General features: G+C 44.8%; 23 protein-coding genes and 1 other annotated feature. Of the genes, 2 read left to right on the top strand and 21 right to left on the bottom strand.

Features of this window, described 5'->3' with window-relative positions; translation table 11 throughout:
• Positions 1–351: 351 nt before the first annotated feature.
• The 18 genes from ACDJ59_RS06660 to ACDJ59_RS06575 all read right to left on the bottom strand — a co-directional run bounded on the left by ACDJ59_RS06660 (position 352) and on the right by ACDJ59_RS06575 (position 13639).
• On the bottom strand, positions 352–1131 hold the full coding sequence (locus ACDJ59_RS06660; RefSeq protein ID WP_413408030.1) for a hypothetical protein: 780 nt from the start codon (positions 1129–1131) through the stop codon (positions 352–354).
• 46 nt (positions 1132–1177) lie between these two features.
• Entirely contained in the window at positions 1178–1528 is a 351-nt protein-coding gene (locus tag ACDJ59_RS06655) for a 2Fe-2S iron-sulfur cluster-binding protein (RefSeq protein ID WP_413409736.1), read from the bottom strand.
• A gap of 16 nt (positions 1529–1544) precedes the next feature.
• Positions 1545–2162, bottom strand: a complete 618-nt coding sequence (locus ACDJ59_RS06650; RefSeq protein ID WP_413408029.1) for a hypothetical protein — start codon at positions 2160–2162, stop codon at positions 1545–1547.
• 83 nt (positions 2163–2245) lie between these two features.
• Positions 2246–2425: a DUF2768 family protein gene (locus ACDJ59_RS06645; RefSeq protein WP_017687688.1), complete on the bottom strand. Its 180-nt coding sequence runs from the start codon at positions 2423–2425 to the stop codon at positions 2246–2248.
• 172 nt (positions 2426–2597) lie between these two features.
• Complete coding sequence (locus ACDJ59_RS06640; protein WP_017687687.1) at positions 2598–2873, bottom strand: stage VI sporulation protein F; 276 nt, start codon at positions 2871–2873, stop codon at positions 2598–2600.
• 103 nt (positions 2874–2976) lie between these two features.
• On the bottom strand, positions 2977–4017 hold the full coding sequence (locus ACDJ59_RS06635) for an NAD(P)H-dependent glycerol-3-phosphate dehydrogenase (protein ID WP_413408028.1): 1041 nt from the start codon (positions 4015–4017) through the stop codon (positions 2977–2979).
• Positions 4010–4633, bottom strand: coding sequence for a glycerol-3-phosphate 1-O-acyltransferase PlsY (gene plsY / locus ACDJ59_RS06630; RefSeq protein WP_413408027.1), 624 nt, complete (start codon positions 4631–4633; stop codon positions 4010–4012). Before plsY ends, ACDJ59_RS06635 begins: the two co-directional genes overlap by 8 nt.
• A gap of 11 nt (positions 4634–4644) precedes the next feature.
• Positions 4645–5967 (bottom strand): ribosome biogenesis GTPase Der, encoded by a 1323-nt coding sequence (gene der, locus ACDJ59_RS06625; protein WP_017687684.1) that lies wholly within the window; start codon positions 5965–5967, stop codon positions 4645–4647.
• A 185-nt stretch (positions 5968–6152) separates the two neighbouring features.
• Positions 6153–7367 (bottom strand): 30S ribosomal protein S1, encoded by a 1215-nt coding sequence (rpsA, locus tag ACDJ59_RS06620; RefSeq protein ID WP_036607712.1) that lies wholly within the window; start codon positions 7365–7367, stop codon positions 6153–6155.
• Positions 7368–7509: 142 nt separating this feature from the next.
• The gene (locus ACDJ59_RS06615) at positions 7510–8097 is read right to left on the bottom strand and encodes a lysophospholipid acyltransferase family protein (RefSeq protein WP_036607713.1); all 588 of its coding nucleotides are present in this window, start codon (positions 8095–8097) and stop codon (positions 7510–7512) included.
• Entirely contained in the window at positions 8094–8798 is a 705-nt protein-coding gene (gene cmk, locus ACDJ59_RS06610) for a (d)CMP kinase (RefSeq protein WP_413408026.1), read from the bottom strand. Before cmk ends, ACDJ59_RS06615 begins: the two co-directional genes overlap by 4 nt.
• A gap of 103 nt (positions 8799–8901) precedes the next feature.
• Positions 8902–9126 carry a hypothetical protein gene (locus ACDJ59_RS06605; RefSeq protein WP_413408025.1) on the bottom strand — a complete coding sequence of 75 codons (225 nt, stop codon included), beginning with the start codon at positions 9124–9126 and terminating at the stop codon, positions 8902–8904.
• 63 nt (positions 9127–9189) lie between these two features.
• Positions 9190–9843: a flagellar brake protein gene (locus ACDJ59_RS06600; protein ID WP_413408024.1), complete on the bottom strand. Its 654-nt coding sequence runs from the start codon at positions 9841–9843 to the stop codon at positions 9190–9192.
• A 148-nt stretch (positions 9844–9991) separates the two neighbouring features.
• Positions 9992–11338, bottom strand: coding sequence for a germination protein YpeB (ypeB, locus tag ACDJ59_RS06595; protein WP_413408023.1), 1347 nt, complete (start codon positions 11336–11338; stop codon positions 9992–9994).
• 121 nt (positions 11339–11459) lie between these two features.
• Complete coding sequence (locus tag ACDJ59_RS06590) at positions 11460–11630, bottom strand: hypothetical protein (protein WP_165980215.1); 171 nt, start codon at positions 11628–11630, stop codon at positions 11460–11462.
• Between the two features lie 114 nt (positions 11631–11744).
• Complete coding sequence (prsW, locus tag ACDJ59_RS06585) at positions 11745–12440, bottom strand: glutamic-type intramembrane protease PrsW (protein WP_017687676.1); 696 nt, start codon at positions 12438–12440, stop codon at positions 11745–11747.
• A gap of 43 nt (positions 12441–12483) precedes the next feature.
• Positions 12484–13098: a genetic competence negative regulator gene (locus ACDJ59_RS06580; RefSeq protein WP_017687675.1), complete on the bottom strand. Its 615-nt coding sequence runs from the start codon at positions 13096–13098 to the stop codon at positions 12484–12486.
• Between the two features lie 187 nt (positions 13099–13285).
• Entirely contained in the window at positions 13286–13639 is a 354-nt protein-coding gene (locus ACDJ59_RS06575) for a hypothetical protein (RefSeq protein WP_047843572.1), read from the bottom strand.
• A 94-nt stretch (positions 13640–13733) separates the two neighbouring features.
• On the opposite strand from ACDJ59_RS06575, the gene ACDJ59_RS06570 reads away from it, so the two are divergent.
• Positions 13734–14630, top strand: coding sequence for a polysaccharide deacetylase family protein (locus ACDJ59_RS06570; RefSeq protein ID WP_413408022.1), 897 nt, complete (start codon positions 13734–13736; stop codon positions 14628–14630).
• 44 nt (positions 14631–14674) lie between these two features.
• Here ACDJ59_RS06570 and ACDJ59_RS06565 read toward each other — a convergent pair whose 3' ends face one another.
• From ACDJ59_RS06565 to ACDJ59_RS06555, 3 genes are read right to left on the bottom strand one after another with little or no spacing between them, the layout of a single operon-like run.
• Entirely contained in the window at positions 14675–15472 is a 798-nt protein-coding gene (locus tag ACDJ59_RS06565) for a metallophosphoesterase (protein ID WP_413408021.1), read from the bottom strand.
• Between the two features lie 29 nt (positions 15473–15501).
• Positions 15502–15933: a hypothetical protein gene (locus ACDJ59_RS06560; protein ID WP_152683071.1), complete on the bottom strand. Its 432-nt coding sequence runs from the start codon at positions 15931–15933 to the stop codon at positions 15502–15504.
• Positions 15934–15950: 17 nt separating this feature from the next.
• The gene (locus tag ACDJ59_RS06555) at positions 15951–16544 is read right to left on the bottom strand and encodes a CPBP family intramembrane glutamic endopeptidase (protein ID WP_036607728.1); all 594 of its coding nucleotides are present in this window, start codon (positions 16542–16544) and stop codon (positions 15951–15953) included.
• Positions 16545–16879: 335 nt separating this feature from the next.
• Positions 16880–17110 (top strand) — a binding site (T-box leader).
• Between the two features lie 199 nt (positions 17111–17309).
• Here ACDJ59_RS06555 and serA point away from each other — a divergent pair.
• The gene (gene serA / locus ACDJ59_RS06550) at positions 17310–18905 is read left to right on the top strand and encodes a phosphoglycerate dehydrogenase (RefSeq protein ID WP_017687669.1); all 1596 of its coding nucleotides are present in this window, start codon (positions 17310–17312) and stop codon (positions 18903–18905) included.
• The last annotated feature ends 85 nt before the right edge of the window (positions 18906–18990 follow it).

Raw genomic sequence — 18990 nt, 5'->3', positions numbered from 1 at the left:
TTGTGAGTGCCCGGAAGTCGTCCGCCGCCGAACGTTGCATTCTGATGAAACCGGCGAGAGCGGCGTTAACTCGTACATGCAATTGGACTAGTATCATCTTATGTATCCGTATGCGGCAATATGACGCGTATTTTTGTTTTTTTATCTTAAGGTGATGACATTAGGAGAATCCCCCGATCTCGGACTGCGCGTCTTTATTTCAATCTACTTTATGTGATCCCTGAAGCTTTTATGACGGTTATTGCTCATACTGACAAAAGAAAAAGAGATATCCCTTATTTGGAATATCTCTTTTTGAACCATTAGAGCCATGGTGGTTATACAGCTTAATCATTTGAATTGCAACCATACTTATTTTATCGGCTGGGCAACTGGCGCATTATTTTGCCAAGCGTAGAAAACCGATTTTACAGGTACGAAGTAGGAGTGTTCCACCAGCAAATCCCGAACATCTTCAGTCTCTGCTGGAGATACGTCAGACTTTTCGACTGCCTGCATAATGTCAAAAGCATAATCTACATAGACCTTGCCTTCGTCATCCATCATAAAAGGTAACGCCTGACCTGAATATACACTATTCAACGTTATGGAAGGAGTACCTGCCTGAGCAGCCTGCTCCATATCCACAGCATATAACCCCGGATACAGTTCTTCCCCGCGTGGCAGCTTATTATTATGTACGGACTTATATTGATTAACCATTCGTTGCACATCGTTTACTTTCTGTACGGTCAGAAGATCCATCACTTTAACGGTCGGATTCACTTCTTCGTCCTGAATAAGGAAGTAAGCGCTCCCACCGCTTTCAAAAGCAGTCCCTGGTATTTCATCCAGATACCCCAGTTGCTTCAACTTGGGCAGATCCACTCTGAACTTTTCATATTTTGGCGTTTCCATATCTGCATTGATGATTGGCAAAATTCCCTCATCTTGCTGAAATGCCTCGACCGCACTCTGGATACGGCTCACGCTTTCCCGATAGGCTATCTTAGGGTCCGAATTACTCTGGGATGGATACATACAACCACTTGCTGTAAAAGCAAACAACAGGAATAACAGCAGACCGCCCGTCTGATGTTTCAGACGCTGCCGTCTGCTTCCTTCCACACATTTTGGCTTGTTCCTAATCATTCGTGTCCTCCTTGAATAACTCATTAGAGAATCAATGTTATAACGCTCAGAACCAGTCGTCTTCCTGTTGTTGACGTTCCAGTTGTTTCCGAATGGCTGCCTTCAGCGGGTCCTCTGGAACATGAACCGATAGAGATCCACACACCTTGGCCTGACAGGACAGTCGTGTACCTGCTTCCAACAGTGAACCCAGCTTGTGCTTTTCTGCATCTGTTGGTGGATACAGTTCCGCCCGATGTTCTTCATCCACATTCACTTTGCACATCAGGCAAGCCGCTTTACCATCACATCGGGTCGTAATCTTGACTCCAGCACGTCGTGCTGCATGCAGAAGTGTTGCCCCTGGTTTGAGCGCTATCGATTTGTTCATAGGTAAAAAAGTAACTTTATAGTCCATCATTTTCCTCCCTAACCTACTGGGGCCATGTAAAGCCAACAAGCTCTTCCACCTCGGCTCTGAAGCGGCTTGTCCATACATTCTGTTGACTTAAAAGCATCATTATAGGTTGATGTGCATCTGGCTGCTCGCGCATCTGTGACGCAATGGGGACATAACGATCTTCACGACCTCGCAACAGATTAAACAACAGCTCATGCGCAAGCGGCATCAGTCGCAGGCTATATGAACCCACTTGTGCTACTGGTGCATGCGGAGCAAGTACATATTCAATCTCAATACGGTACCAACTTTTGCGAGCCCATATTTCGAAACCACCAACCAGTTCCAGCGCACATTCACCCACCTGATAGTGGCTCAGCAGAGAAGCATACGGTCCTGTCTTGTCCACTGTAGGCTCGTCAAGCATTTTCCCCGGGGCGCTACGGTGAAGTTCCTTAGCAGCAGCAACATCCGCATAGATATCAATATCTCTCGGAGCCTGTTGCAACTCCACCCCTTGAAGCAGCAACCCACAACTTCCTCCAAGTAACCATGTCTGTGGCTGTGTGTTCCAGGCTTTGGCCGTTTCCAGCAAAGCCGCGTGTAATTCCGGATAACGCTCTGTCCGACCCTCCGTATCATGCGGCCTCATAGGCTCACACTCCCCTCATCCGTGTTCATTGTGTCAGTTCTTATGATGTGCTTATGCGGATGTTATCTTTCAGGCATGGGAAATCAGGTCAGAGAAGCGATTCCACCGAAAAAGCCAATCAGCATAATCAAAAATGCAATCAGAGAAAGAATCCCCCGTACAATACCTTTTGTTTTGGCACGAGCAAACGTAATCAGGAATACAGATAGTCCCATAATGAGGATGGCCACCAATGACAGCCACATCTTGTCCATTGCGCTCATAATCCAGCAGTCTCCCCTTCAGTCCGATATTCATCACTGACACTGTGACAATTGCAACCATTATAACACGAAATTCAGCTCAACTTTCCAAAAAAAAGACAAAAAAGCAAGCCGGCAGAAGCCGACTCGTCTTTTTGTCTTACTGGTCACCTGTACATGCAGGTGTGATCTATTATTTTTTCATCATCATTTTCATTAACGATTCCATACTGCTCGGATTCAATCCGCTTTTCTTGACCGCACTCACAATATCCTTAACCGTATCCTCAGATACCGGAACTTTCGCCATGGCGGATACTTGTTTGATCAATTGGCGCAACTGAGCTTCATTCTGAATCGTCGTTGGTTTCACCGTGCTTGCCAATTTCTTAACGGCACCTTCCGTTATCGTTTTACCCGTTTTCTTGTTGATTGCATTCAGTGCATCTTTGGAAATGTTGTTACCCATTCGTCTCCCCTCCTCCGGCAATACTCATGTGTATAGTATGAGTCTGCTACAGAAAAGGTGAATAAGCTTCTTATTTCACAAGGTACGTTTAGGCTGATTACAATCAGGAATGCCACTGCTCCCAGGTTTCAAGTTTCATGACTTCCATTTCAGTCTTCGGGTCACGTCCCATCAAGGCTTCAACCGCATCACGGGGCTGTCTCTCCTGGAATAATACGTGATATAACTGATCCGCAATTGGCATTTGTACACCGTATTTTTGTGAGATGAAATAGGCAGCTTGCGTAGTTCGAATGCCTTCTACCACCATGCCCATGGACTTCAGAACATCATCCAGCTTCTGTCCCTGGCCCAACATGGAACCTGCTCTCCAGTTCCGACTGTGCTGACTTGTAGCCGTTACAACCAGATCCCCGATTCCAGCAAGTCCCGAAAACGTTAGCGGATTTGCTCCCATCTCAACACCAATACGTGTGATCTCTGCCAAACCGCGTGTTAGCAAAGCGGCTTTGGCATTATCACCAAATTGAAGACCATCGGACATGCCTGCACCAAGAGCAATGATATTTTTGAATGCGCCCGCCAGCTCAACACCGATCATATCCCGATTCGTGTAAACCCGGAAATAAGCATTCATAAACAAAGCTTGGGCAGACTCGGCAGATGCCTTATCCAGTGAAGCTACAACCACCGTCGTTGGACAACGCTTCACCACTTCTTCCGCATGGCTTGGACCAGAAAGAACAACCACACGTCCTTCTTCACATTCAAGCTCTTCTGAAATGACTGTGGACATCCGTTTCAGGCTTTCTGTCTCAAAACCTTTGGTTGCATGAATGACTAACATCTCAGGCTTGTAATAAGCCTTAAGCTGATTCGTAACTGCACGCATGGCTGATGAAGGCGCAACAATTAACACAGCTATAGCGCCTTCCACCGCAGCTTCCATATCAGTTGTTGCTTGAATCCGTGATGAAAGCTCCGCATCCGGAAGATAGCGAGTATTGGTGTGCTTGTTATTGATTTCGTTAGCTTGGTCTTCACCACGTGTCCACATCATCACATCCAACTGATTGGCGGCGAGTACACTGGCGAGAGCTGTTCCCCAGCTCCCAGCGACCAGAACAGCAACTTTTTTAGACAACTCGTTTACCCCCTCCAGGGTTTTTCGATCCCAATTTATTTTCCTGTCCTTTGGCGAGCTTCGCAATATTGGTACGATGTCTCCAGAACGCAAACAGACAAATAATCAGACTCCCCCAGAAGATATTCATTGAATATCCGGGTAATACCAGGATAAAGATGGGTGTAAATGCTACAAAAATCAGAGACCCCAATGAAACATAGCGTGTCAATACAATAGACAGAATGGCGATCACCCCAGCACATAACGCAGGCAGGAAAGCAAGACTCACCAGAACACCAATGGCTGTGGCAACGCCTTTTCCTCCACGAAAATGGAAGTAAAGCGGCCAGTTATGTCCTGCAATGGCTGCTATACCACTGAGTGCAGGAATCCAGGCAGAACCGTCGTTCAGCCAGATTCCAATCCATACAGCTGCAACACCCTTAAGTACATCAAGTAACAGAACAGCAATTGCCGGTCCTTTACCCAAAATACGCAATGTATTGGTAGCTCCCGCGTTTCCGCTTCCGTGCTGACGAATATCGATCCCCCGTATCGCTTTGGCAAGGAGGACACTAAAGCTGATCGAACCGAGCAGATAACTCAGTACAATCGCTGCGATTTGTAAAATCACACACTTCTCCCCTAACTTTCGTCGGACTTCTTCCGAGTAAATATACGAATTGGTGTTCCTTCGAAATCAAACGCTGCACGGATTTTATTCTCCAGGTAGCGCTCATATGAGAAGTGCATCAATTCCGGATCGTTCACAAAAACAACCATGGTCGGTGGCTTAACGGCAACCTGAGTCACATAGTTAATTCTCATTCTCCGTCCTTTATCCGTTGGCGGAGGGTTAATAGCTACTGCATCCGATACCACATCGTTAAGTAGATGTGTTTGTACACGTAACGAGTGTTGATCGGCTACCCTTTTCACAACCGGCAACAATTTTTGTAAGCGTTGTTTTGTGAGGGCTGACAAGAATACGACTGGAGCATAAGTCATAAACAGGAAGTGATCCCGAATTTTTCTCTCAAACTCTTTCATCGTTTTGTCATGCTTCTCTACCACGTCCCATTTGTTCACAACAAACAATGACGCTTTACCAGCTTCGAATGCATATCCTGCAATATGCTTGTCCTGTTCAATAATGCCTTCTTCACCATTAATGACAATCAGAACAACATCTGCACGCTCAATCGCACGCATCGCACGCATTACACTGTATTTCTCAGTTGTTTCATATACTTTACCACGCTTACGCATACCTGCTGTATCAATCAGCACGTAACGTTGGCCGTCTTTTTCAAAAGGTGTATCAATCGCATCCCGGGTCGTTCCAGCCACGTCACTTACAATGACACGCTCTTCACCCAGAATAGCGTTCACCAGTGAAGATTTACCTACATTAGGACGTCCGATCAGAGCTACACGAATGACATCTTCATCGTAAGTCTCTTCCTCAAGTTCTGGCAACTTCTCCACAATTGCATCAAGCAAATCACCTACACCTGTACCGTGACTTCCTGATACGCCAATGGGATCACCGAAACCAAATCCATAAAACTCATAAATGAGCTCACTTCGTCCGATATTATCCACTTTGTTAACGGCTACAACAATAGGCTTGCCTGAGCGGTAGAGCATCTCTGCTACCTCTTCATCCGATTGCGTAATACCTGCTTTTGCATCACACATGAATACAATAACATCCGCTTCTTCAATAGCGAGCTCTGCTTGCATCCGAATCGATTTTAAAATTACATCTTCACCATCAATTTCGATACCACCCGTATCAATGATACTAAATGGTTTACCGTTCCATTCACCGATTCCATATATACGGTCACGGGTAATGCCCGGCTTGTCTTCCACAATGGCCAGTCTGTCGCCGATGATCCGATTGAAAATGGTGGATTTACCCACGTTCGGTCGTCCGACAATTGCCACAACGGGTCTTGCCATACATTCCACTCCTCCTGTCCATACTTACGATACTCATCATAGCAAAAAAGATATGTCTTGGCTAACGTTTCATGCCAAATTACTCGCAATAAAAACAATCGGCGAACCCGCCTGGGGCTCGCCGATCTTGCTTTTGTTATTCAGCAAAATATGCAGTATATAACTTAGAACCATGCATTGTTAACTTATTTGAATTTGCTGAGTTTGTCTCCAAACAGTTCGCCAAGCGTAGTGCTCATACCTTGATTGTTCAAGGAAACGTTTGGATTGTTGATTTCTTCACGCGGAGCGTTGTTTCTTGAAGGTCTTTCTGATTTTTGTGGTTGAGCTGGAGCTTCTTCTGTTTCTTTGATGCTCAAGCTTACACGTTGCTCAGAAGGGTTCATGTCCAAGATTTTAACTTGAACTTCTTGTCCTTCTTTCAGCACTTCATGAGGAGTGCCGATGTGTTTGTGGGAGATTTGCGAGATATGCACAAGTCCCTCAACACCAGGAGCGATTTCAACAAATGCACCGAAGTCTACCAGACGTTTTACAACACCTGTTACGATATCGCTGGAATTGAATTTTTCGCTTGCTGTTTCCCAAGGACCTGGTTGAACAGCTTTCATGCTCAAGCTGATTTTGCCTTTTTCAGGGTCAACTTTCAGCACTTTCACACTAACTTTATCACCTTCAGACAGTACGTCGGATGGTTTTTCAACGTGTGTCCAAGCCAGCTCGGAAACGTGAACCAAACCGTCAACTCCGCCCACATCAACGAATGCACCGAATTGAGTCAAACGTTGTACTGTACCTTCGATCACTTGACCTTCTTGCAAACCAGCCATTACTGTAGCTTTGTTTGCTTCGAATTCTTGCTCCAGTACGTCTTTTTGGGAAAGGATCACTTTGTTGTTCTCACGGTCGATCTCTTTCACTTTAACACGCAGTGTGCGTCCTTTGTAGTCGCTGAAGTCTTCAACGAAATGGCGTTCAACCATGGAAGCCGGGATAAATCCACGTACGCCCACGTCTGCTACCAGACCGCCTTTAACAACATCACCTACAACAACTTCGAATACGTCTTGGTCTTCAAAATGCTTTTGCAATTGATCCCATGCGTTTTCGCTGTCGATTGCACGTTTGGACAGAACGAGTTTTTCTTTCTCGTCGTCGATGCTAAGAACTTTAGCTTCAACTTCTTGTCCAACTTCTACTGCGTCAGACGCGCTGTCAACATGTAATGAAGACAGTTCACGAATTGGAATGACACCGTCATATTTATATCCAATGCTCACATAGGCTTGGTTATCTTCCAATTTGACGATGGTTCCTTTTACGGTATCTCCTTTTTTCAAGGAAACGAATTGATCCAACTCATCTTGGGTTGCTTCTTGATTTTTCATTTCTTCCGACATGTCAAATACCCTCCTCAATTCAAAAACCCCATTATATTCAAACCTGCCTGTAGCAGAGTTCAAAACACTTTCATCACTGAGTGCTCAAACTTTAGTCTCCCTCAAAAATATGGAAACATGCACTCAGCTACTGACGAAGCCATTACTTGCTTGGCACGCCCGTTTGCACCATTTCGTTAATCTTGGACATAATCTTTTCAGTCGCCTTCTCCAGAGCTTCTCCAGATGGGTCTTCCTTGAACTCGTCCAAACTTACTGGTGCTCCATATACAACTTTCATCTTACGAAAAACTTTGTAGTTACCGATAATAGCAGTAGGAATAACTGTAGCGCCACTGCGGAGAGCAAAACTCGCTGCCCCTTTTTTGCCGATACCTCCATCATTGTGACGGCTTCCCGAGGGGAAGATTCCAAGCACTTGACCATCACGCAAAATATTGAGTGAGGTTTTGATGGATTCCTTGCTGACACCTCCACGTTTAACGGGGAAAGCGCCCACGGCTTTAATAATTCGGCCGAGTACCGGAATTTCAAACAACTCGCTTTTGGCCATGAAACGCACCTGACGGCGAAGTTTGATACCAACGGTTGGAGGATCGAAGTTACTAATATGATTGGAACATAAAAGTACGCCGCCTTCTTTCGGAATATTCTCCCGTCCAACGGCCTCCAAGCGGAAAAGAATGGTATAAATGATCCGCAGTAATGTGCTGCAAAATGTGTAAATCATAGACCGATCTCTCCTCTGACCATTGTGCAATAAGATACGATTTTGTCAACCACTTCATGGATGTTCATCTCTGTTGTATCAAGAACGATAGCATCCTCAGCACAACGAAGCGGGGAAATTTCCCGACTCTCATCCAATCTGTCACGGGTGGCAATGTCTCGCTCCAGTTGTTGCAGCGTTAGTCCTTCAGAGGGGTCCAGTTCTTTGAAGCGGCGAAGCGCACGCTCTTCGACACTGGCAGTCATGAAGATTTTCACTTCCGCATCGGGCAGTACTGTCGTTCCGATATCGCGTCCATCCATGACGACGCCCTTGCGCAAAGCCATTTGCCGCTGAGTATCCACTAATTGCGTACGCAGCCCCTCGATTTGCGCATATCGGGACACGATTCCCGTCACTTCACGGGAGCGGATTTCCGAGGTTACTTCTTCCCCATTACAGAACACTTTCTGTCCGTCGGGATCCGGTTGTAAATCAATGACCAGCTTTTGGGCTTCCTGAAGTACCTGTGTCACTTCTTCCGGTGAAATATCTTTCCGAAGCATGTGCAAGGTTACCGCACGGTACATTGCGCCTGTATCGACGTATACATACGCGAGCGCCTCTGCAACCAATCGGGCCACCGTGCTTTTCCCGGCACCGGCAGGTCCGTCAATTGCAACGTTCATTTTCCCGTTCTCTGATGTGTTCTGGCTTGCCAACGGGGCATTCCTCCTCAAACGATAAACCTCAATAAAAAAACAGGCATTGCCTGCATCGTGAAAATTATACCACACTCTACACATGGATGCAAAAACAGACAAATCAACGACGTTTGTAATCATTCACCGTTTGCACATGAATTGGCGTTCCTTCCAGCCGATCAATGGTGGTCATATACTTTTTGAAGCCCGGAACCAACAGCAGCAATTGATACACCACAAGCAGGATTATAAGGGCTGTAATCAGAATCGTAACCTTTCGTTCCATTCGCCTGGAGAAAACATAATAAAGCCGATCATATCTGCGGGTTGCATGACGATGATTCATGGCAATGCCTCCGTTTTTTTCATTACGGTACCCGCAGTTCCTTCTTTTTATGCCACAACATTCCTATTTCGTACGATAGTCCAATTGCCGTTCAAAACAAAACTTGATAATTTTCTGGCGTTCCGAATCTGATATCTGCACAAATTTCAACATGCATAGCTGTCTGCCGGTTTCCAGGGTTTTGATCCGCACAACTTCAGCTTCAAAATTCACATGCTCAATGGTTGAATTCCGGTAGGGAACCAGCAACCAGCATTTCAGTTTTTGACCTTCAGCTATTGAGAAACCTGTTTCGCCGTAGATGGACAATCCACCGCCACCAATATCTTCAGTCAATCCGACGGCACGGGTCAGATCTTCACTCTGGATGGCCAATTCGAGGTTGGCATGAACACGAAGAAAGCTGCGACGTTGTATTTTGGATATATCGCTCGGTAACGGTTTGCGGATACGAACAAGACGGACTACATCTTCTTCAAATCCCGTGACATAGGTATTAAAATAATGCCGGACCCCATCCTCCGTAATATATGAAATGGACAATTCATCTCCGAAAAAGAGCCTTTTCAGACGGCTGCTTCCTTGTTGCATCGGGACCTCAATCAGAAAACTGCTGTCATCCATATCTGCAATGCGTGATTTGTATTCTTTGTATTCCTCTTTTTCATCTGCAGAAGCAATCTGGATGTATAAAATTTCATTTATTTTAGGAAACAAGCTTTTCACCGCCACTTTATGTATTTATCTTCGTATGTACAAGGACTATTATACCATGACCTTTCTCACATTGAACAAGAAAAAAACAGACCACATCGTGGTCTGCCGCAGTTATTCGCTCAACTTAAAATTGAGATTATCCATCTTTTTATGAGGTTGCATTGACCGGTTTGATCTCTTCAACCGCTTCTTCTAATCCTGTATTCGCATTAATGTATATCCGGTAACGGGAACCGTTAATTTTTCCTCCGAATTCATAACACAATACTTCTTTGCTGTAATCATTCTCAATCAGAGATTTGCGAACATAATTTTCTTCGAACTCCGAATTAAGCTTTTTCCGCGCCTGTTGCTCCGTAAGAGTTGCTTTCGGAATTTTGCGCATGTCATTATGTTCGTAGACAAAGTCACTCGCCTGGAAGCCGGTTACTTCGCCTGTATCCAAACCTACACGAACTGACATTTTCTCGGGATAGATCAAGGTGTCCCCTTGCTTACGCACATAAGTAAGGTTACCCAGATTACCATATTCATCATAGTTTACAGCCTTCATATCCTTATAGCCTTTGTTCATTAGAAATTGATCTGCTTTAGCCATGGCATTCTGACGAGACACTTTTTTGGTTCCGATTGGACGCGTATCACTGTAAGAGATCAGCATTCCACCATTACGGGTGAAATCCATCATCAGTTTGCCATTGTTGGCATGATCAATCGTGGCAGTGTAAGACTCCCAGTCTGTTCCTTTGCCGTTCTCCTGCACTTGGATTTTGCTACGATCCGCATCAGAGAATTTTGCAGCCTTGCTCTGAATCTGTTCTTTGGTCACCGGCAAGCCGTCCAGTTTCTTGACTGATCGTTTTGCATAGATATTGGATACGGAAGGACCCCAATCAAGCTCCGGGTATTCCTGTACCTTTTTGTTTACAGTACGAAAACCATCAACGATCGTGTTGTCCATGGTTTGCTCTTGCGTTGCCATGGCAGTCTCTGCATCCATCCAGCGCAATCGGTCCGTCAGGACTTTCTGCTGCACATCCTGCAGATTCTTGGTAATCTCGGATGAATTCTGATACAACTTTTTCAGGTTGCCCATTTCCTTCTCACTTAGCGGTTCGTTCGTCAAGTCACGCATCGACGCCCGATAGGCAAAGTTGGAAATACGCGAGAGAAACTCCTCTGTCTCGTTAAATGGCAGCATGGTGAGTGGCAGTTGGTTGATCTCATTCTGCGCTTCACTGGTGAGTCGCCATACATTCATCAAACCTTTGCGATGCATCCCCTGTGATGTAGAGTGAACCGCCAAGGTGTTACCAATCTCCGAATGCAATTTGTCCATATGAAAAGATAAATCGTGAAAGGCACGCTGATATTGATTCTCTGCCTTGATCAGAATTGCATTCTTCTCCTGATTCTCCTGATAGCCCCACACGAGCGCACCGACCAGCAGAACCGCAAATATCGGAAACATAACTGAACTTAATCGTTTATACATCGGTAGAGTCTCCTTTCTTCTAAACCACTACCTCTATTGTGGATCGAAGAAAGATCTCTTATGCATGCGATTTCCAGTCCTTACACAAGCAGGCTGCTAAAGTACCGTTTGGGTCCTCCTTTTAATTCAGCTGAATCCCAGTTGCCATGCCCTCTTCTTCAATTTCGAACTGGTCTCTGTTATCACAGAGGCACTGCTTGAATCCCGTCTCAATCCGGCCCCGTTCTTTCTTGCCTCGTAATGTAAATCGTTCACCGCATTGTTTGCATCTGATTTTAATTTTAATTCTCATCACAACGATCTCCGTTTCTGTTGGTCATTCCCCGGGAGTTTATCTGTAAAAATAAAAACACACCGGAGCCATAGGCGCAATATGCGCTTTATGTCCACCAGTGTGTCCGTATTTTTATAATTTAACCTCTTCCTCCCGCTTCACAAAACGAAAAGGAGAACGGTTATTAGCTCGTGTGATTTTACCCATTGCCCCATACCACAGGCCCGCCATTAGCGGCGCTATAAACCACAACCAATGATTCACCATGGTGTTCATGATGACATCGTACAATGCATGCCAGAAAAAAGGTAACACCAGAGAAAGAACCAGGTACCACCGCTTTTTCTTACCACCGATAAACTTGGCTTTCCCCATGTAATAACCCATGATTACCGCAAACATAGCGTGCCCTGAAACAGGGAGCAGTGCCCGAAGGAACATGGCTGAGACGGATGCATTCCCCGCAAAGGCATACAACACATTCTCAACAGTGGCAAATCCAAGTGAAACAGCGACTGCATATAATATCCCGTCATACGGCTCATCAAATTCGGTGTGATTATAGATGATATGATAAAGTACGAACCATTTAACAAATTCCTCCACACCACCTGAGATCATAATGGCCTCAAGATAAGGATTATCCCCGAGCCACATCATCATACCACGCTGAATAATCATCACAGGCAGTACCATCAGAATCCCCATGAGGAAAACCCGCAATACCATATGAAGTGGCTCATAATCATAACGGTCTTTCAGGTAAAAGTATGTTAACAAGGCGAGACCCGGAGCAACTGCTGCCGCTAAGACCGAAAACAAAAGCACCGAAATTCCCTCCTCTGACTAAAGACGCGATTACAACTAGAGATTAATCCTGGCGTTTGAAGTGGGTGCAGATAACATCAATCGCTTGTGCAGGAATAACAACCTTACCATACTCTTCCATAACTGCCGGAGTAACTGAGGATCCTTCGCCAAATTCAGCAAGCAAGGCAATCAATGCCGCATGTTTGGTGGAATCTACCTCATCTGGCTCCAAATGCAAGAACCACTTGTCTTTATAAGAATAAAGTCTCCCAGCGTCCGTAACATGCTGACGCAACATATGTGCAGCTTCAATGAGAACTTCAAAGTCCTTGAATGCATAAACAATGGAATCGCTTTGCTCGAGTGTAACTTCCATTTCATATACTTCTTCAGGAAGATCATCTTCATGACCTAAACCATATTGTTGCGGATCATATTTTCCACGTGTGACAATGACAACCATCCCTTGAGCGGGAAGTGCGAATACTTCGACAGCGAGTGGACCTGTGGCATCAAATCCAAGTTCGGAATAGGCCTGATCCATCATTTCAGTGAACAGTTCATGAACCTTAGGTATTTCCTGCCACATATCTTCTTTTTGTATTCCGCGCTCGCTCAGATCGTCAAAGGTCAGGAAAATCCGTATCTTATCGTGACTTAGTCGTTCTATTTTCATACAGGATCTCCCCTTTATAAGCAAGTCTTATAACAGATTATGAAGCACAAAACAATATGTGCTGAAAATAAATCTATGTAGTTATGTTATCATTTTATACCTCTAAATGCACGAAGTAAAATCGACAAAAAAAGAATCATTCCACAGCCAATCTAGACTGTGGATGATTCTAATTGGAGGTTTTGGTTTATAAACCCGGTACTGTTGTGTTTGTTTGGCTTAAAATTTGCTCAACTTCATGCTTCACATCCGGATTGGTGCGAATAAAATCTTTGAGCATGCTCATATTCGCTTCTTTTTCCTGCGGTGTGATTGCTCTTGCGGTCTTTGCTGCCGGATTTTTGTGGGATTCACCATGTTGATTTTGCTTGCTTGTGAACCCGTCCATACCCGGGAAAGTCATTTCCATCATCTTATGTTTTGCCTGATCCATCATATTTCTTGATGAACCCGATGACATCATGGGCAATTTGCCTTTGGACAGCCATGAACTGGCTGCAACACCAATGACAATACCCCAAAAAAAGGATGACGTCTTCATTACACCAACCTCCTTCAAGTGTTAAAATCATATTTAGTGTTTGCGGTAGTGAGCGATCTCATTCCGTATAAATACAGGAAAGCGAGTTGAAATCATGTTTAGACATACCGCCGCATTGATCATTGCTGCAAGTTTGCTGTTGTCAGCTTGTGGGACAGCGGAAGAAAAAACATCTGATAATTCCACACCAGCGGGCGAATCAACTACCACGGTTCAAAAAGAGCAAGGTAACTCTAACCCAACTGAAACAGGAGAACCCGGATCTGGTGTGCCCGAGCCTTCAACGGAAGATTCAACTGCGACAGAAGAAGAACTTGAATCTTCGGAGAAGGTTTCTACAGAAGAGAAAGTGGAAAAGACGTATCATATGAATGAAAATTATTATATTAAACCAAACGATGAAGCGAGCCCAAACAAAGTGGTCTTGTTAACTTTTGATGATGGACCCAAAGAAGAAAAAATGATTACTTCACTGATCGACACTTTAGATAAACATAACGCTAAAGCGATATTTTTCGTCAATGGATATCGGGTGAAAAGCCATCCGGAATTGCTCAAACTCATACATGAACGGGGTCAGATTGTAGGCAATCATGCCTGGGATCATGAGGATCTCAAAAAAATGTCCAACGCTGAGGCGGCAAAACAGGTTACAGATGTCCAAAAAATAGTGAAGGAAACCATTGGTGAGGAACCGCAATTCTTCCGTCCACCTTTTGGGTCGGGAAATGATGCACTGAAGGCTGTTGTTAAGAAAAATGGCATGTTATATATGACTTGGTCTAATGGTTCGCTCGATTGGGATAAAAGCACCAAAGACAAACCGGAAAAAGTCATTCAAAATGTACTGGACCAGTTAAATCCCGGAAGCAATATTTTGATGCATGAGTTGCCATGGACGGTTGAAGCATTGGATGAGTTGCTGACCAAGCTCGAAAAGAAAGGTTATTCCTTTGTTGATCCGCGTGCAATTGAATTGGAAGCTCGTTAATTGTAATTTTGCGCATTAAAATAAAACAGCCTTGATCCAATGGATCAAGGCTGTTTCTCTGTGAGTGCTTTTTCCGCGGGCACTCTTAACGTGATGATATGCATCTCCGCAGGACAACCTAGTCGGAGAGGAAGATGGTTTGTACCGTATCCTCTGCTAACAAGCATTTTGCCTTCTTGGTGAACGTCCTCCGGACTTCGCTTCAGGGAGTACCACCCGTTCGATACGGGACGATACGCTTTGCTCAGGAACACAGGTCCGAAAAATGGTAAAACCAATTGTCCGCCATGTGTATGACCGCTTAAAATAAGATCTGCATTTTCTTCCAAGCGAAGGGCCTGCAAAGGATCATGAACGATAGCAATTTTGCAAAAACGGTTACCGATCTGTTGTAGTAATACATCGCCCTGTTTGGAACGATAGTCTATGCCAATCAGGCTCAATCTGTCGTTGCCCCTTTGCAAATATTCCACATTATCCTGCAGGAGCTTAACGTCCGATTCCCGAAGGATTCGCGCAAGTTGAGCGGTACCAGCCCTCTTGTCATGGTTGCCATACACCGTAAATGAAGGAGCAATGTTCGATAAAATTTTCATGTTATGTCTAACTAGAGACCATGAGATTCCTTTTTCCGCAACATCCCCGCCAATGAGAACCCAGTCCACCTTGTTTTTAACATTTTCCAGATCCTTCTGCTTCAGCTTGCGCTTGTGCGTGTCGGATACATACAAAATCTTAGCCCCGTCAAAGGATGTTGGCAGATGAGGCACTTCAACCTCTTCTTCAATCATTTGATGAATATGGGCTTCACGCCACATATGAAAAACTAGTAATACTCCCATCAAAATGATTAAACCTGCGAGTAAAAGCATTACCACGGCAAGGGAAGGAACGTATTCAGAGCGGGTGCCCCTTCAACCCCCCACCAAACCAGACTAATCGTTAACATGACAAAAATAAAAATGAGTGAATTGACAAACCTCTTGCTCAATTTTAACCGACGTGAAGGATGTAATTCTGTCCGTGTAGGAAGCGAACCCGCTTCGGGGATCGATTCTTCCGTTGAATTTGGCGTTTTTTTGGAGCGTGATGGTGCCCTTTGAGGAAGTACTGGACTTTCCAGTTTTTCTGTATAAGGCTTGCGCTGTGATCTAGGTAAAGAAACGGAAGTAATTGGTGTGATTCCGCCAACCTCAGCAGCTGCTGCCGTTTCAGCAACGATGCTTACTTGAGAAGCCACCTGACGCTCGGATTTCTCTTTTTTATCCGATTGACGATGGCGCTGACTGCCATATGTCTTCATTCTACTTAATGGCTGATTCATGATCCCCTCCGAAAACGTATCGCTAATCCGGACACCAAATCAATAATAAAGTGACATAATATAGGCGCCCATAATGTGCCGGACTGCAAGTAAATCCAACCCAATCCATAACTTGAGACAAACACCCAGCCTGTTGGAATCCAGTGGCGCAAATAACGAATATGGATAACTGCGAATAAAATACTTGTCCAGTAAGGACCGATGGCATGTTGGATGGCTCCACGGAATAATAATTCCTCACACACAGCAACAATGGCTGCTATACATACAATGTGCCAGATCGGACGCCCACGGAACAACATCTCGTTAATTCCACCGTCGTCCATGCTTTCCTGAGGTATAACATACGACAGTACCAAGTCCATAACAAGCATTATTCCTGCAAGACCAAGACCCCACCATATAAATTGGTAATTGTCAGGCCACGCGAGTACATCTAACAAGTTTCGTTTCTGCAATAAGATCCACACAACTCCGATAATCAGTGTCAGACCTTGTGTAAAGTATAGATTGATTAAAAGCAAACGCTCGGTAAGCTGCTGTGGCTCAGCCTTCTGAATCTTGAACTTGGGAAACTTGAATTTTTTCATCGGATGCGTCTGTCCTCTTGAGTTAAATTTGATGGATAACAATTACGTTGTCCAATCGGATAGTATACTAAATGATAGCCAAAAAACCAATTAGGTTCAAGGCCTGCCCCAAGTCCTGGTTTTATATCAGTGCCATTACTTCATTAAAGCAATAAAATCCAGTTCACCAAACAGCTTACTTTCCATCTTCTTGTGGTAGGTATATTAACTATTGTATTACTTATGGTGACTCTGTTTATGTGTGAATCTAAAGACATCTGCAGAACATTTTAAAACATTTAAGCCTATTGACATGCTCATGTCAGCCATGATACATTATGAAAAAATTAGTCACGTTAAACACGATGATGGAAAAAAGACGTTGCTTCGTCTTACAGAGAGCCGATGGTAGGTGTGAATCGGTGGCAGGCAAATGGTCTTGAGCGCTCCTGAGTTATTGCATTGAAATTGGAGTAGGTGCAATCGGTTTAGACCCGTTATCCTCTTCGGTCTTCATTGACCGCTAAGACTGTCGTTGCGAAACGGCGGTGAATTAGGGTGGTACCACGACAACTCTCGTCCCTTATTGCGCAAGCAGTATGTGGATTGAGAGTTTTTTGATTTATTTTAAAGGATATCTGTGGGATCACTCTATTTGCTTCACCTTCCCCCTCTGTTGCGACACCGCGTTGTTGGGCGGAAGAATCAACCTGGTTTTAAGGAATACCTCTTCGCTGAGGTCAGACCTTGACGATATAGATACACATACCTAAGGAGGAAGAAACCATGTACAAAGTGTTAGTGTCGGACCCAATCAGTGATCTGGGGATCCAGCAACTGGTGGATGCAAATGATGTTGTTGTTGAGAAGAAAACCGGTCTTAGTGAAGATGAACTTGTTGCCATTATTGGTGAATATGATGCCCTCTTGGTTCGCAGCCAGACTCGTGTTACAGATCGTATTATGACGGCTGGTACCAACCTTAAAGTGATCGGACGTGCAGGGGTTGGTGTAGATAACATTGATCTGGAAGCTGCTACACAGCGCGGTATCATCGTTATTAATGCACCTGATGGCAATACCATCACAACCTGTGAGCACACGTTTGCCATGATGATGGCATTGGCACGACACATTCCTCAGGCATACGCTAAGACAATTCAAGGTACGTGGGATCGTAAAACCTTCCTGGGTGTGGAATTAAGAAATAAAACGCTCGGTGTACTGGGTATGGGACGGATCGGTAGTGAAGTTGCCAAGCGCGCCAAAGCATTTGGAATGGACATTCTTGCTTACGACCCGTTCCTCACGGAGGAGCGTGCTGAGAAGCTGCAAGTGAAGCTGGCTAGTGTAGATGATATCATTCGCAATGCGGACTTCATGACCGTTCACACGCCATTAACACCGGAAACACGGCACATGATTTCACGTCCACAATTCGAAGTGATGAAAAAAGGCATGCGTATCATCAACTGTGCTCGTGGTGGTGTAGTTGACGAGATGGCACTTGTCGAAGCCATTGATCAAGGTATTGTTGCTGGTGCAGCATTTGACGTATTTGAAAGCGAGCCGCCAGCCGCTGATCACCCGTTCCTGAATCACCCAAGCATTATCGTTACGCCTCACCTTGGTGCGTCCACAGTAGAAGCACAAGAGAACGTGGCTATCGATGTATCGGAACAAGTTCTTCATATTCTGCGCAATGAACCGTTCAAGAACGCAGTTAACATGCCTGCTGTTGCACCAACCGTGATGAACAAATTGCAGCCGTATTTCAAACTGGGTGAAACGTTGGGTAGTTTTGCAGCACAGATTACACAAAATGCAGTGCAGGAGATTCGTATCGACTATGCTGGTGAACTTTCTGAAGTAGATACTTCTCCTCTCACACGTTACATTGTGAAAGGGATTCTCGCCAGACATTTGGGTGGGGAAGCCAACATCGTTAACTCCATGCATCTGGCCAAAATCCGTGATCTGAATGTGGTTGTAAGCCAAACCTCAACAACTAAAGGATTTACTAACCTGATTACCGTAACGTTGGTTACAACTCAGGATGCTGAGGAACGTCGTGTAGCAGGTACATTGCTTGCGGGTTATGGAGAACGTATTGTTCGTCTGGACAAATTCCCGGTAGATATCGCTCCGGAAAGTCATCAAATTTTGATCTCCCACAACGATAAACCAGGTATTATCGGACGTGTAGGAACCCTGCTTGGACAAAACGATGTCAACATCGCATCCATGCAGGTTGGACGTAAAATTATTGGTGGTGCTGCGATCATGATTCTGACCGTAGATAAAGCTGTTCCAAAAGATGTGCTTGTGCAGCTTGCTGCGCTGCCTGAAATCAATACTGCTGTTGAAATTGTTCTGGAATAATCAAACGTATTTTAAAAAATGTATAAGGAGAGACGGGACCCTCGTGGTCCCGTCTTTTTTCGTGTACCCGCTGAAATATCGGTAG

Source organism: Paenibacillus amylolyticus (assembly GCF_047302515.1).
Classification (GTDB): domain Bacteria; phylum Bacillota; class Bacilli; order Paenibacillales; family Paenibacillaceae; genus Paenibacillus; species Paenibacillus amylolyticus_G.
The sequence above is the reverse complement of the archived record's forward strand: the minus strand, read 5'-3'. Positions and strand labels throughout refer to the sequence as shown.

What these genes read in the sequence shown, in the direction of transcription:
- ACDJ59_RS06660 (WP_413408030.1), bottom strand. Translation starts at nt 1,131, where the DNA reads ATGATTAGGAACAAGCCAAAATGTGTGGAAGGAAGCAGACGGCAGCGT.
- rpsA (WP_036607712.1), bottom strand. Translation starts at nt 7,367, where the DNA reads ATGTCGGAAGAAATGAAAAATCAAGAAGCAACCCAAGATGAGTTGGAT.
- ACDJ59_RS06605 (WP_413408025.1), bottom strand. Translation starts at nt 9,126, where the DNA reads ATGAATCATCGTCATGCAACCCGCAGATATGATCGGCTTTATTATGTT.
- ACDJ59_RS06560 (WP_152683071.1), bottom strand. Translation starts at nt 15,933, where the DNA reads ATGAAGACATATGGCAGTCAGCGCCATCGTCAATCGGATAAAAAAGAG.
- ypeB (WP_413408023.1), bottom strand. Translation starts at nt 11,338, where the DNA reads ATGTATAAACGATTAAGTTCAGTTATGTTTCCGATATTTGCGGTTCTG.
- ACDJ59_RS06555 (WP_036607728.1), bottom strand. Translation starts at nt 16,544, where the DNA reads ATGAAAAAATTCAAGTTTCCCAAGTTCAAGATTCAGAAGGCTGAGCCA.
- ACDJ59_RS06640 (WP_017687687.1), bottom strand. Translation starts at nt 2,873, where the DNA reads ATGGGTAACAACATTTCCAAAGATGCACTGAATGCAATCAACAAGAAA.
- der (WP_017687684.1), bottom strand. Translation starts at nt 5,967, where the DNA reads ATGGCAAGACCCGTTGTGGCAATTGTCGGACGACCGAACGTGGGTAAA.
- ACDJ59_RS06590 (WP_165980215.1), bottom strand. Translation starts at nt 11,630, where the DNA reads ATGAGAATTAAAATTAAAATCAGATGCAAACAATGCGGTGAACGATTT.
- ACDJ59_RS06565 (WP_413408021.1), bottom strand. Translation starts at nt 15,472, where the DNA reads ATGGGAGTATTACTAGTTTTTCATATGTGGCGTGAAGCCCATATTCAT.
- ACDJ59_RS06570 (WP_413408022.1), top strand. Translation starts at nt 13,734, where the DNA reads ATGTTTAGACATACCGCCGCATTGATCATTGCTGCAAGTTTGCTGTTG.
- ACDJ59_RS06575 (WP_047843572.1), bottom strand. Translation starts at nt 13,639, where the DNA reads ATGAAGACGTCATCCTTTTTTTGGGGTATTGTCATTGGTGTTGCAGCC.
- ACDJ59_RS06645 (WP_017687688.1), bottom strand. Translation starts at nt 2,425, where the DNA reads ATGAGCGCAATGGACAAGATGTGGCTGTCATTGGTGGCCATCCTCATT.
- ACDJ59_RS06580 (WP_017687675.1), bottom strand. Translation starts at nt 13,098, where the DNA reads ATGAAAATAGAACGACTAAGTCACGATAAGATACGGATTTTCCTGACC.
- serA (WP_017687669.1), top strand. Translation starts at nt 17,310, where the DNA reads ATGTACAAAGTGTTAGTGTCGGACCCAATCAGTGATCTGGGGATCCAG.
- ACDJ59_RS06650 (WP_413408029.1), bottom strand. Translation starts at nt 2,162, where the DNA reads ATGAGGCCGCATGATACGGAGGGTCGGACAGAGCGTTATCCGGAATTA.
- ACDJ59_RS06615 (WP_036607713.1), bottom strand. Translation starts at nt 8,097, where the DNA reads ATGATTTACACATTTTGCAGCACATTACTGCGGATCATTTATACCATT.
- ACDJ59_RS06655 (WP_413409736.1), bottom strand. Translation starts at nt 1,528, where the DNA reads ATGGACTATAAAGTTACTTTTTTACCTATGAACAAATCGATAGCGCTC.